The organism is Microcoleus sp. A2-C3, from assembly GCF_036706065.1.
GTDB lineage: Bacteria > Cyanobacteriota > Cyanobacteriia > Cyanobacteriales > Microcoleaceae > Microcoleus.
The window spans coordinates 13,941-26,970 of sequence record NZ_JAUBVX010000020.1; the positions used below are offsets into that span (position 1 = coordinate 13,941).

General features: G+C 44.8%; 8 protein-coding genes and 1 pseudogene. 4 read left to right on the forward strand and 5 right to left on the reverse strand.

Annotated elements, in window-relative coordinates; translation table 11 throughout:
- Positions 1–297 precede the first annotated feature (297 nt).
- Positions 298–1,683, forward strand: a complete 1,386-nt coding sequence (locus tag QUB66_RS13020) for a hypothetical protein (RefSeq protein ID WP_332968093.1) — start codon at positions 298–300, stop codon at positions 1,681–1,683.
- A 302-nt stretch (positions 1,684–1,985) separates the two neighbouring features.
- Here QUB66_RS13020 and QUB66_RS13025 read toward each other — a convergent pair whose 3' ends face one another.
- Positions 1,986–2,828 carry a hypothetical protein gene (locus QUB66_RS13025; RefSeq protein ID WP_265234491.1) on the reverse strand — a complete coding sequence of 281 codons (843 nt, stop codon included), beginning with the start codon at positions 2,826–2,828 and terminating at the stop codon, positions 1,986–1,988.
- An 811-nt stretch (positions 2,829–3,639) separates the two neighbouring features.
- Between QUB66_RS13025 and QUB66_RS13030 the strand changes: the two are divergent.
- Positions 3,640–4,059, forward strand: a pseudogene (locus QUB66_RS13030) (transposase); the annotation flags it as partial.
- A gap of 180 nt (positions 4,060–4,239) precedes the next feature.
- Here the strand turns inward: QUB66_RS13030 and QUB66_RS13035 are convergent.
- A complete protein-coding gene (locus QUB66_RS13035) occupies positions 4,240–4,638 on the reverse strand; it encodes a DUF4342 domain-containing protein (protein WP_265234490.1) in 399 nt (132 codons plus the stop codon).
- Between the two features lie 529 nt (positions 4,639–5,167).
- Here QUB66_RS13035 and QUB66_RS13040 point away from each other — a divergent pair.
- A complete protein-coding gene (locus QUB66_RS13040; RefSeq protein ID WP_332968092.1) occupies positions 5,168–7,987 on the forward strand; it encodes an AAA-like domain-containing protein in 2,820 nt (939 codons plus the stop codon).
- Between the two features lie 459 nt (positions 7,988–8,446).
- Complete coding sequence (locus QUB66_RS13045) at positions 8,447–9,907, forward strand: sensor histidine kinase (RefSeq protein ID WP_332968091.1); 1,461 nt, start codon at positions 8,447–8,449, stop codon at positions 9,905–9,907.
- Between the two features lie 93 nt (positions 9,908–10,000).
- On the opposite strand, the gene QUB66_RS13050 is transcribed toward QUB66_RS13045, so the two are convergent.
- The 3 genes from QUB66_RS13050 to secD form a co-directional block, all read right to left on the reverse strand.
- Entirely contained in the window at positions 10,001–10,381 is a 381-nt protein-coding gene (locus QUB66_RS13050; RefSeq protein ID WP_265234486.1) for a hypothetical protein, read from the reverse strand.
- A 115-nt stretch (positions 10,382–10,496) separates the two neighbouring features.
- Positions 10,497–11,465 carry a protein translocase subunit SecF gene (gene secF / locus QUB66_RS13055; RefSeq protein ID WP_332968090.1) on the reverse strand — a complete coding sequence of 323 codons (969 nt, stop codon included), beginning with the start codon at positions 11,463–11,465 and terminating at the stop codon, positions 10,497–10,499.
- A gap of 125 nt (positions 11,466–11,590) precedes the next feature.
- Complete coding sequence (gene secD, locus QUB66_RS13060) at positions 11,591–13,000, reverse strand: protein translocase subunit SecD (RefSeq protein ID WP_332968089.1); 1,410 nt, start codon at positions 12,998–13,000, stop codon at positions 11,591–11,593.
- Positions 13,001–13,030: the final 30 nt, after the last annotated feature.

Consider the following 13,030-nt stretch of genomic DNA (forward strand, 5'->3'; position numbering starts at 1 on the left):
GACCCCTGTTGATCCGAGAAATCGTTTTTTTTGAGATTTAGCCAGCTTGCGGTTCTTGACTAACCGCTAGAATCTACTGTTATTGATGATACAAATTGCTTTTGTTGCGGGAATCGCCACAAATTTTTAATTCTGAATTCTCCCCAATCGGTCTCTCCCTCTCTTCCTATCTTCCCCCCCGATCGTACTGCTCACTATCTGCAATTTTTGAGTCAGGAGTGATGGCACGATCGCAGCACCTTTTGATACCATGCAATCAAGTCCAAGACGATCAGGGAATGTAGTGGAGGTGCGTAAATGGAGCTTTTCGGAGAACAAAAACGGTGTCTGGATGCTTTGGTAGCGTCGATCGAGCAATTGGGAGGTCGAGCAGACATTCCGAAGCTCGAACAGATAGCTGAGTTAATCATTCAAACGATGAGAGGGCCTTGGCGCTACTTTCACACGTCGGAACACATTTTTGAGGTCGGGGGGTCAGTCGATCCGATCGAGGTGCTGGCTGCGCTATTTCACGACCTTGTGTACGTGCAAGTCGATCAGGGCGTAAGTTTCAATATCAGCAGCGCCCTTTGTCCTTTTGTCAAAGAAGTGCGATCGCAGTTAGTGATTAGAGATGAAACCGAACTGCCCGACGATACCATGTATCACCTTGTGGCCAGTGTCTTTGGGTTTGTTCCCGGTAAAACTCTCTCTCCCTTTGCCGGTCAAAACGAATTTTTGAGCGCCGTGATTGCTGCCAAATCTTTAGAGCCTTTTTTGCCAGCTAGTACGATCGCCGAAATCTCCGCCTGCATCGAAGCTACTATTCCTTTTCGTCCGCTTTCGCCCTCCGGCTTCAGTGCGATCGAACTTTTGTACCAGCGGTTAGTAAATGTAAATCGCGATTTTGATTTTGGATGGACTGATGCCGAAACTGTAGAAATTGTCAAGCGTTCTGTGAGGCTATCAAATCGGGATGTAGAGAATTTTGCCTCTCCAAATTCCTCTAATTTCTTAGACAATACCTGGAACTTGATGCCGGAAACTAATCACGAATTGAGCAATGTCAATTCCTATACTGTTGGCGGATACCGCAAATCTCTGCAAAAAATGGAAGGATTTTTAAACTTCCTCAAACCAGAACTGGTTTTCCAGCAATTTATGCAAGAGCCGGACGATGAAACCTACACTTACATGATTGCCCAAACACGAAAAAATATCGCCGCTGCCAAACTTTATCTAGGAATAAAACTAATTACCATCGCCATCTTAGAAGCTCTTTCCTACCGTTTGGGCCGCGACATTCCCCTTTCAACAATGATGGGAGAATTGCGCGCACCAGGATTTAAAACATCAGTTTTAGAGGATTATTTGCCCAACCGACCAATCGCCTACCCCTTAGAAAGTCAGTTGGAAAAAGAGGTTTTAGATTTGTTAGCAATAGGACGCAATCAAGAATCTCCCTATGATATTAAAAACTCGCCCGTAGCTACCTTTATTATCAAATCTATCGGCTTTGCTGAAACTGAAAATTTCCTGAAGAAAGCTCAAGACTTTTTTGCAGAGCGTATTTCGTCGGAAGAGTTTCTGTCTTACTGCGCTCCTGATGTCATCGAAACCATCTCTTCGGGAGTTATGAAACTCTTTGACAGCAGGAAGATGGCTTTAGGAAAAGTTAAGTTAGCTCACCAAGCTGTTTCTTAGCATAGGTTGGCAGAATCTTAAAAAGTTTTCCATTGCACAAACCTGGTTCCTTGAGTTCAGCCACGATGTCCGGTTAGTCTGAGATGTTGTATCATTCTCGCTTAACAGGCTTTCGGGCCTGTTCCACAAAGAATAAGTTTTCTTGTGGGGAGTAGGGGTTGGGCAGGAGATCCCGCCCATAGCAGGCTGATTGACAATGGTGCAATATCTCAGTTTAAACCATAAAAAAAAGTCCTATTCAAAGGACTTTAGCTATGAGTCTGGGGTTTGAACCCCAGAAGGACTAATTCGACATCCAACTTCTATTTCTGTGAACCAGCCGCACCCTCTGCGCCGGAGTTGCTATCAGGTGCAGCAGTACCCGTAGGATTAGAATCGGTCTGGCTTTCGGTATTAGTTTTGCCGCTGGTACCTGCTCCAGAAGCGCCATCATTTGGAGTTGGAGATGGAGTAGCTGAACTCTCAGGTGCTGGAGTTGCTGGAGTGGAAGCTGGCTCCTTCTGCGAATTCGGAACCGTAGTATTAGTATTATTTGAGGGCGAAGATGGAGACGGCGCTGCTTGCTGAGCGGGTGCATCTTGCTGCTGTGAATTTGGAGCCGTAATATTGGTATTGGGAGCCGGATTTGCTTGAGGAGTCGGAGTTGCGTTTTGAGCTGGACTTGGTTGAGGAGCAGGCGTAGCCTTTTGAACTGGAGATGGTTCAACCGGAACCGGAACACTCTTTTCAATGATCGTTTTTTCTCTCTCTATAATCCGAGTCGGAGCAGGTGTTGCTGAAGGCTGATTCGCTTTCGGTACAACAATCACAGGAGCAGGAGTAGGAGTAGGAGCCTCCTCACCCCGATTGAAGTAATATACACTGCCCAGAACTAAGCCTGCCAAAGAAGCAAGAAGAATCCCTAACAGTAACCCGCGACCTGCATTCTCATTATCGCGGACTTCTTGGACTCCAGCTTGGCGGTGGTTTTCCGCGATTTGACCCTGTACATAACCTTGATCATGAGCTGCTTCTTTAGAAGCCTTCCCCGTTGTACTCGGAACACTTGTAGTAGTTCGTGTTGTACTGACATGACCGTTAGTTGCATCGGTGTGAACTTCTTGATGAATTTCACGGTTAGAGCTATTTTCTTCGTTAGGTTTCATAAAAAAACTCGGTAAGTGGGAAACTCAGAGACTTTAGTCCTGAGAGGAAAACAACCGGCGGTTTAAACCGCCTTGAATCTTTCCATTACCGCCTTGGGATTGCTTAGCGGGAGTGTACTTTTGTGGTGTACTTTCGATGGGACAATTACCATCTCAAGCCTTGCAATCCTGTACGCATAATGTTTGGCATTTCTACCTCTCCCTTGCGGGGTGATGTTCGCTTCGCCAATGTTATTAGGGCTTGTTAGGGGCTAGTAGCACTGTCTCAGTGACTTTAAGACTGTTTAACCACTAGCGATAGGGCGGAAAACTAGCGTCGCATTCTCCGGTATCGTGACCCAGATAACGTAGTCAGTTAAGACTTAGGCTGGTCAGAATAGCTTGCTTCAACTTTCGTCTTACAAGCTCAGTGGCTTTAGCCCTGAGTTCCTGACAATTATCTTCGTCACAACTATTCAAAAAATATTTGTCTGTAGGAGATGCTTATGTTTGAAAACTTGAGCATCTCCTGTTCAGCATTTAAACCACTTATTCCGATTCACTGTCAAGAATCAGGTGTAAGCGTTGGGTGTTTGGCTCATACCAGTTTAAATGCTTAACAGCTTTCAGCTTAGGGAGTTTAGAGAACTTTTGGTTTTTCCTTCATTTGTATCCAATCTAACTCGCCAAGGTAGTAACCAGGCTCTACCCCTAGAGTGATTGTCGGAGTCCCCAAAGGAATAGAATTAGCCGGACTTGAACAAAAGAATACGGGCTAATTGAGTTATTTATAATGCTTGCTCTGCAAGCATATAAGCTTAAAAAATGAGCAATGAAAGAGACAACCCCTGCCGCGGTGCCCCCTGCTTTGATCAATTTTGTCAAAGATTTGACGATATCTGTGGTCATCAAGCCCAAAAACGGGAGTTTAGGAACTATTTAGGCGGAGTATTGAGAAAAAATAAGCGAAAAAAACTGTCGCAGATGGCTGGAAAAGCCGTCGGAGTAACTTACCGCAAATTACACCATTTTTTAACGGCAGCGCCTTGGTCATTTAGTGAAATGAATCAATGTCGGCTGGAGGTAATGAATCAGTGTCACCAAAGCAAGATTAGTCGAGGATTTAGCCTGATCAGAGATAATTCATGGCACCCTTAAAAGTGGCAACTTTACTGCCGGAGTGGGAAGACAATACATCAGAGAAATCGGGCAAAAAAAGAAGGGAATAGTAACAGTTACTAGCCATCTATTTATCAAGCCAGTTTGGGCTTGAAATTTGTTTAAGTCCGGTTAGATAACCACAATTAAGTTTTTAGCAGCAATAAAGGCAAGTTTTTTCTCATCCATCAAGAGAGTACGATCGTACTCACTACCAACAAGCTTTATTGCAGGAAATTAACCGGACATCAGCATTACTGACAACTGAGGTTTTTTAATCTTTTCTTTCAATGATGATGGTCATGTGAGCGACTAATGCACCGATCGCGCCTACTGCTGCAATCACTGGAAACAAAGCCGCACCGATCACTCCGCCGACTACTCCCACCGTCAGAGGAACTTCTACCAAGATCCGTCCTTCTTCATTTTTGATAATGATGCGGCGGATATTGCCTTCGTGAATCAACTCTTTAACTTTAGCAACCAAATCCTCGCCGTTAATCTTCAACTCCTCAACGCTAACTTTGTCCTGAGTATAAGCAGGCGTTTCTAAAGGAGTCGTTTCAAAGTTAACATCAGTAGCTTTTTGGCCCGAAACTGTTCCAGATACAGGTATTGATTCGAGTTCTCTTGTCCCGACTGGTTCTTGTTCGCGATCTGTAGGTGTGTCCATTTTTTGTTCTCCTTTTAGGTAAAAGTATTTATGTATATAATTACCTAGTAAAGATAACACACAAGTTTTTGTCGATAAATCATTCTTTTGGGTGATATTGCTGCTGGTGCTGTCATGATCTTCTATCTTAATTTTTGACGGCTCGATTTCCCCTCTCCCCTTCTTCCCTTGTGCCAATACGCGAACTGTCTACTTCTGAGCCTCGCACCGCTTCACCCTTAACAAACCTCCGATCGCGACAGCCATAGGATTAGAGCTAATTTCACGCCTGGAGATATTCAGACTCAACAGATGTACAGGTTGAAATACTGACATTGTACTGAAAGTGCGATCGCCCCACCGTCTATAGAGTTAACACATCTAGTTCGGCAAACCGCACATGGAAACCCTCGCTTACTTTCCTCAACAGTCATTTTTATTCAACTCAGTGCGATCGCCCCACAAAACCCGGCCCCCCGAGGTTCCTCCCATGAACATCTTAGAGTTTCTAATGAGAATTGCTTAAAATAAAGGGGAAGCAGAAGTAATTATGATCGAAATATTATCGCAACAAAACCAATTATCTCAAATTGAAGTTGAGCTTGGGGCAAAGTCCGCTAAAATAGAATTACTTCCTTCTGCTTCCCCTTTATTTCCCGTGTCCGATTTGCCAGCGACAGAATTTGAATATCAAGTTGGCGGCAGTTTGCAGGCGAATGCTCTTACCTACGTCACCAGATCAGCAGATAGCGAACTTTACGACTCGTTAAAAGCAGGCGATTTTTGCTACGTGCTCACCTCCCGACAAATGGGAAAATCGAGTCTGCGGGTGCAAACAGCGCGCCGCTTGCAAGCAGAAAATATTGCCTGCGGCATTGTTGACATCACAGGAATTGGCACGGCCCAAATAACTCCGGTGCAATGGTATGCGGGCTTTACAGCCACTCTTGCCAACAGCTTTAAAATTAAAATGAATGTCAGGACTTGGTGGCGCGATCGAGAACACTTGCCGCCAGTCGTTAGATTAAATGAATTTATCGAACAAGTATTGCTTCCTGCGAGCGATCGCAATATCGTAATTTTTATCGACGAAATTGACAGCATTCTCTCCCTGAACTTCTCCAGCGACGACTTTTTTGCCTGGATACGCGGCTGCTACAACAAACGTGCCGAAAATCCCCAATACAACCGCCTAACTTTTGCCTTATTTGGAGTTGCGACTCCTCAAGATTTAATCTCTGACAAAACCAGAACTCCGTTTAATATCGGCCGCGCCATTGAACTCAAAGGATTCGATCTTACCGAAGCCGCACCTTTAGCCAGAGGATGGCCAGAAAAAATCGACAATTCCCAAGAAATTCTCAAAGAAATCTTAGCATGGACGGGAGGACAGCCATTTCTCACTCAAAAACTTTGTCAATTAACTGCTCAGAAGTTAGCAGCACAAACCAGCAGCAACTGCAATAGCCCAGCCAACTGTCAATTATTCATTGCTGAATTAGTGCAGTTAAGCGCATTGGAAAACTGGGAATTTCAAGACGAACCGGAACATCTCAAGACAATTCGCGATCGCCTTCTGAGAAATCCCCAGCGCACCGGCCGTTTGCTAGGAATTTACCAACAAATCTTAGCCGATCTGACTCTTCCGAACAGCCCAAAAAATTCAGCAGAAGAGTTAATTTGTCAAGATAATTTTTCAAAAGACAGTTCCGAGAAAATGGAACTGTTACTGTCAGGTTTAATCGTCAAATACGCAGGTAAACTGAGAGTATTTAACCCGATTTATGCCTCTGTTTTTAACCGAAAATGGATACAGCAAGAATTAGCAAAGCTCCTGCCTTACTCCGAGTCGATCTGCGCTTGGGAAGCCTCCAACCACACCGACACTTCCCGCTTGCTGCAAGGCAGAGCTCTCGCAGAAGCGTTAACCTGGGCGGCAGACAAAAGTTTGGGCGATCGCGATTATCAATTCCTATCAGCTAGCCAAGAACTAGAAAATCTGGAAATTCAAAGAGCTTTGGAACTAGAGAAAGCAGCTTCGCAAATATTAACCGAAGCAAATTTAGTCTTGAGTAAAGCTCAGCAAAAAGCCAAGCGAACAGTCCAATTTAGTTTGTTGGGACTCGCTGCAATTTCCGCAATCTCTGCTAGCGTCCTCCTGCACGCGCAGCGAGTTGCCCAAAAAGCTGAAAATCAAAAAAAACAAGCGATAATTACCTACATTGAAGCACTCAACTCTACCGCCGATATTTCCCTAAGCTACGATCAGCTAGGAGCTTTAATCGCAGCAGTCAGCGCGGGCAAAAAATTGCGAGAAATAGAAGTTTCTCCAGCGCTCAAAACACAGACAGTAAATATACTGCACCGAACGCTAAATGCAGTCCGAGAACGCAATCGTTTGCCTAACGGACACACGGCTAATTTCAGCCCGGATGGTAAGTTAATTATAAGTGCGGGTGGCGACTTTCTTGTGAAAATTTTTCAGCCAAATGGCAAGTTGATTTTGAGTTTGCCGGGACACACCGAGTCAATTACTGAGGTGGTTTTTAGTCCAGATAGTCAGTTAATTGCTTCTACAAGTTTTGACAAAACTGTCAGAATTTGGCGCCGTGATGGAACTTTATTTTCAATTTTGAAAGGACATGGAGATTTAGTTTGGAGCGCGAGTTTTAGCCCCAAGTCTCAACTAATTGCTACTGCTAGTTCCGATCGCACTATTAAGATTTGGAGTGTAGGTGGCGTTTTGCTGCACACTTTAAAAGGACATACTAGACCAGTTACATCAGTCAGGTTCAGTCCCGATGGTAATCTGTTGGCTTCCACCAGTCAAGATCGAACTGTCAAGCTTTGGAAACGCACCGGGAAAACACAGTTTCAACTTGAGAAAACTCTTTTGGGACACAAAGATGAAGTGTGGGGATGCAATTTCTCGCCAGACGGTGAGATGATTGCTTCAGCGAGTCACGATTGGAAGGTGAAACTTTGGAATACTGACGGCAAGTTGCTGAAAACTCTCGACGATTCTACAGCAGGTTTGGGTAGTGTCAGTTGGAGTGCAGACAGCAAGTTGCTCGCAGGGGGCAGCACGGATGGGAAGGTGAGACTTTGGCGGCGCGACGGTACTTTGCTGCAAACTTTTAGGGCGCATCAAGCGGATGTGTGGAGTGTGAGTTTTAGTGCCGATCGCACAACTTTAGCATCTGCCGGGAAAGATTCGTCGGTGAAGCTTTGGAGTCTCGATGCTGCTAAAGTAGAAGCTGCCGAACTTGACAAATTGCTCGCAGTCGGCTGTCGCTGGCTTGGAGACTACCTGCAATACAATCCGCGTGTTGAGAGCGATCGGCATTTGTGCGAAACAACTGACAATTGATATTTCTTGGCAATTCCCCGTAACTGATTTTACATGAATTGTCGCAGCGGGCGATCGGCTCCATATTTGTCGCTAGTTTTGTCTGATTGTCATATAATTTTAGGTAAGGGGTAATAGCAAATGTAGTGGCACTGGCCGCGGATGTCTATCAATCTGAACTAAATTAATGTTATCAAACATTAAAGGTAGTTATCACTACAATATTCTGATTAGTAGAATCTTGGATCGATTAAAATTTAGTAAATACTCAGGTATCACAGGGGTGACTGCTGTCAACCGATTATATCGTTTATGACGGTATTCGCATGATTTAAGGTACAAAAAATTGTGCTTAATCTATTGGATTGAAGAACAGAGAGTAGGGTTGATTGCCAAGCGAAAATAGAGGTTGAAATCGCAGTGTAAATTAGGCATACTCCAGCAGCCAACCGCAACTACCAATTACCAAAGGAGGGAGCAGTGTATGAAACTGATGGGTTGAGTCCCCTGAAATCGCCGCTCGGTTTGCGATCGACTCTAGAGGAATTAACTCTGTACAATTTTCTCCTAGAGTCAGAATGTCTGGGTGGCGAAGTTGCTAAAATTTTTCAAGCTAATCCTTTACTTCCCGGCATCATCATTACTGAGAAAGGAAAGTTTACAGGGATGATTTCGCGCAGGCGTTTTTTTGAACACATGAGTCGTCCCTACAGCTTGGAGTTATTTTCTCAACAGCCTTTGTTGATTCTCTACCGCTTTACTAAAACTGATATTTTGGTTCTCGATCGCAAAACCCCAATTATGAAGGCAGTGCGGCAGTCTCTAGAGCGATCGCCAGAACTGATCCATGAACCCATTGTAGTGCAGGTAGAGCCGGACAATTACCAACTTTTAGACGTGCACCAACTGCTGCTTTCTCAGTTGCAGATTCACGAGTTGTCAACAGTGGCGATGCGGGAATCCCAAGCACAGTTGAGGTATCAAGCCCAACAACTCGAACTTGCCCTGTTGGAACTTCAGCGCACTCAAACCCAACTAATTCAAACAGAGAAAATGTCTTCTTTGGGGCAGTTAGTAGCAGGAGTCGCTCACGAAATTAACAATCCGATCGGCTTTATCTACAGCAATTTGCACCACGCTAAAGAGTATACGCAAGGTTTAATACGGATACTCGAACTCTACCAGGAACACTGTCCAGAAGCCCTCGCATCAATTGAAGCCGAATCAGAAACAATCGAACTCGATTATTTGCTGGAAGACTTGCCTAAAGTCTTTAATTCCATGCAGCAAGGTGCAGAAAGGGTGCGTGACATCGTTTTGTCGCTGCGGAATTTTTGCAGGTTAGACGAAGCTGAAATGAAGCAGGTCAACATCCACGACGGTATCAACAACACGATTATGCTTTTGCAAAGCCAGCTTAAAGGGAAACCAGGGCAGGAGGCGATCGCAATTCACAAAGAATACAGCGACTTGCCGCTGGTGCAGTGCTATCCCGGACAGCTAAATCAGGTATTTATGAATATTTTAGTTAATGCAATTTATGCTCTTCTTGAGTGGAACAAACACGAAAATGTCGATGGAAAAAGCCTGAACAATTCGCAAGCAGGCGAGAAAAATGATTCCCTTGCAAATAGTCGTCAGATGCCTGCGATTCGGATTCGCACGGAGTTAATCGAGGGAAAAAAGGTAATAATTAGGATTTATGACAACGGCCCGGGGATGACAGAAGATGTTCGGAAGCGGTTGTTTGACCCTTTCTTTACTACTAAGCCTGTCGGCCAAGGAACGGGTTTGGGACTCTCGATTAGCTATGAAATTGTTGTCAACCAACACGGCGGTGAGTTGAAGTGCTTGTCGGAACCGGGAAAAGGAACAGAATTTGCGATCGAGATTCCACTTCAACAGTTTTCCCCAGCACATATGTTACCTCGCTTTGCGTGACTGCTGTTCGCGAGCTATATGAACTCGCAAAACATAACTACTGACTACTGACTAATGACTAATGACTAATGACTACTGACTACTGACTAATGACTACTGCGAATTTTTGCAAACCCACTTCCACAAAGGATGACTCGGCCCCTGTTGGCGAATTCGGCGCACTTGTTGTTCCAAACCCTGTTTTTCTCGCTGGGGCAATCCTCGCACCTTATTGCGACTTTGCCAAGTTAGCACTGCTAAAGTCATCCCCAAGCACAAACCCAAACCGAGAGTCGGCCAGCGGTGAAAAGATAAACCGTAGCGTACCGCCGCCCAAGTGAAGTTTTCTAAGCACAAACCGATTTCGCGACGCAAACTCCAAATACTCAAAGAACCGATGCTAATCCACAGCAATATCACAGTTAACCAGCGGCCGTAAACTGTTAGTTTGTGAAGCCTTTGGACTTCAATTTGAAAATTTGGGTCATTGGTCATTAATTATTGGTTATTAGTTATTGGTTATTAGTTATTGGTTATTAGTCAGTTAACGGTTAACGGTTAACAGTCAACAGTTAACGGTTAACAGTCAACAGTTAACAGTCAACAATCGTTAAACTTCTTCTGATGGGTTGATTCCTTCTGCGGGGAGGGGGATGGAGTGGCCCGTGCGACTGCGCCACCAAGCTAGCAGCGTGCTAGCAATGAAAATACTGGAATACGCACCGGCAATAAACCCGACAATTAATGCTAAAGCAAAGTATTTAAGGGTTTCTCCACCAAACAAAAAGATTGAAAACAAGGTCAGCAGCGTTGTCAGGGTCGTGTTGATTGACCTTCCCAGCGTTTGCATGACGGCATCATCGACAATTTGATCGATCGACTGTCCGGGATTTAGCTTGATTACTTCCCGCACGCGATCGTAAATTACCACTGTATCATTAACAGAAAAACCGATAATTGTCAAGAGGGCGACGACAAATAAACTGTCAACTTCCAGTCCTCCAACTAAACCCAAAATTGAGAATACACCAAGCGTAATTAAGACATCGTGAAACAGAGCTACAAAAGCAAAAAAGGCATAATCCAACTGAAATCGGAACGTTAGATAAAGAGTAATGCCTGCAAAGGAAAGCAACAAAGCCAGCAAACCAGAAGTAAACAACTGTTTGCCGAGTGTAGGCCCAACCGTATCAATTTGAATAGATTGAGGAGCAAAAGTGCCTAGTTTCTCGCTCAAACCTGTTTGCAACTTAGTCCGCTGTTCGACATCTAAAGTTTTCGTGCGTAGCGATAAACCGCGCTGTTCTTTGCCGATAACTTGAATGCTGCTACCAGCCAAACCTTGGGAGTCTAAAACTTGGCGGACACTGACAATATCGATGGGTTTACAATTTTCCGGTTTCGTGCAGTCGAGTTCAAATTGCAGGCGAGTGCCGCCGATAAAGTCTAAACTGGGGCGCAGGGGTGCGCGGATGTCGGGACGAGTCCAAGAAATCGCCATCGACACTATACCTGCAAGGATGATCGCGACGGAAATACTCCACCAGATCGATCGCTGTTTGATAACACTAAATTGCATAAGTCAGAAGGAAGAAGGAAGAGGGAAGAAGGAAGAAGGAAGAAGGAAGAGGGAAGAGGGAAGAAGGAAGAGGGAAGAAGGAAGAGGGAAGAATCTCAGCAATGACTACTGACTACTGACTACTGTCAACTATTAGCTGTTTTTGACAAACCGGGACAAAACCACTCGGGTTTGCGTAATCCCGGAAAGCCCAACACTACCAAAAGTAGAGTGCGGCTGCAAGTAAGAGCAGTAAACATACTGACTACCACGCCCAATGCTAGCGTTACAGCAAACCCTTTAACTAAACCTGCACCCAACCAGAACAAAGCAGTACAAGCAATCAGCGTTGTGACGTTACCGTCTAAAATGCTGGAAAAAGCGCGGTAAAAACCTGATTCTACCGATCGATAAAGCGTCTTTCCCGATCGCAACTCTTCCCGCGTGCGCTCAAAAATCAGCACATTAGCATCCACAGCCATTCCGATGCTGAGCACAAAACCAGCAATTCCCGGCAGCGTTAAAGTTACTCCCAACAGCACGAAGGCTGCCCAAGTTAACAAAGCATAAATTAACAGAGCAATATTGGCAATTACGCCGGGGAGTCGATAGTAACCAACCATGAAAATCAAGACTAAAACTAAGCCACCGATACCTGCGTTAATACTGCTTTGAATGCTATCTCGTCCCAAGCTTGCACCGACAGTGCGGTTTTCAATAATTTCAACTGGTAGAGGTAAAGCACCACCACGCAATTGCACCGCCAAGTCATTAGCTTTCTGTGCTGTAAAGTTGCCGGAAATTTCGACATTACCGCCTGTGATACCAGTTTGTTTGTACTGATCGCTAACAGTCGCAGCGCTGATCAGTTCGTTATCTACAAAAATGCCTAGAGTGAGGTTTGTACCAGCAATGCTTTTGGTCAGTTCGGCAAATTTTTCGGCCCCCTCGGTATCGAAGCGTAGCGCTACAGCATAGGTGTTGCCTAAGGAATTGGATGTGGCGAAAGCATCTTTGAGGTTTTTGCCGGTGATCTCGGTACGTTCGTAAAGGTTGGCGGTGAGTTGTTGAATTTCTTGATTTTTTTTGTCGATCGCACTTTGGTTATCTGCGATCGCCTTAGCATCTCCTTTTGCCTGCAACTCCTGCTGCTTTCCCAGTAGTCCGGCAAGTTCCTCTTTTCTGACCTTCAAAAAAGCTCCTTCTTGCTGTGTCTCGCGCCGAAAATCTAGCTGTGCCGTACCGCCGAGCACCCGTTCCGCTTGTTGCGGATCGCTTACCCCAGGCAACTGAACCAGAATTTGATCGTTGCCTACCGTTTGTACAACTGATTCGGAAACTCCTAAACCATTAACTCGGTTTTCGATAATTCGCCTCACTGCTTCTAGATCCCGCTCTTCAATTTTCGGGATATCTTTGGTAGTTTTTATCTGAATTGTGAGTTGCGATCCTCCTTGTAAGTCTAATCCCAGCCGCGTCGGAATTGTTACTATTACAGTAATAGCGGCGATGATTAAAACAAAAATTAGGGCTAATATTGAACGTTGTTTTTGCATATTTAATTATTGGTTATTGGTTATTGGTTA

Coding starts and splice junctions, on each gene's coding strand:
- QUB66_RS13050 (WP_265234486.1), bottom strand. CDS start 10,381: ATGACCAATGACCCAAATTTTCAAATTGAAGTCCAAAGGCTTCACAAA.
- secF (WP_332968090.1), bottom strand. CDS start 11,465: ATGCAATTTAGTGTTATCAAACAGCGATCGATCTGGTGGAGTATTTCC.
- QUB66_RS13020 (WP_332968093.1), top strand. CDS start 298: ATGGAGCTTTTCGGAGAACAAAAACGGTGTCTGGATGCTTTGGTAGCG.
- secD (WP_332968089.1), bottom strand. CDS start 13,000: ATGCAAAAACAACGTTCAATATTAGCCCTAATTTTTGTTTTAATCATC.
- QUB66_RS13040 (WP_332968092.1), top strand. CDS start 5,168: ATGATCGAAATATTATCGCAACAAAACCAATTATCTCAAATTGAAGTT.
- QUB66_RS13035 (WP_265234490.1), bottom strand. CDS start 4,638: ATGGACACACCTACAGATCGCGAACAAGAACCAGTCGGGACAAGAGAA.
- QUB66_RS13025 (WP_265234491.1), bottom strand. CDS start 2,828: ATGAAACCTAACGAAGAAAATAGCTCTAACCGTGAAATTCATCAAGAA.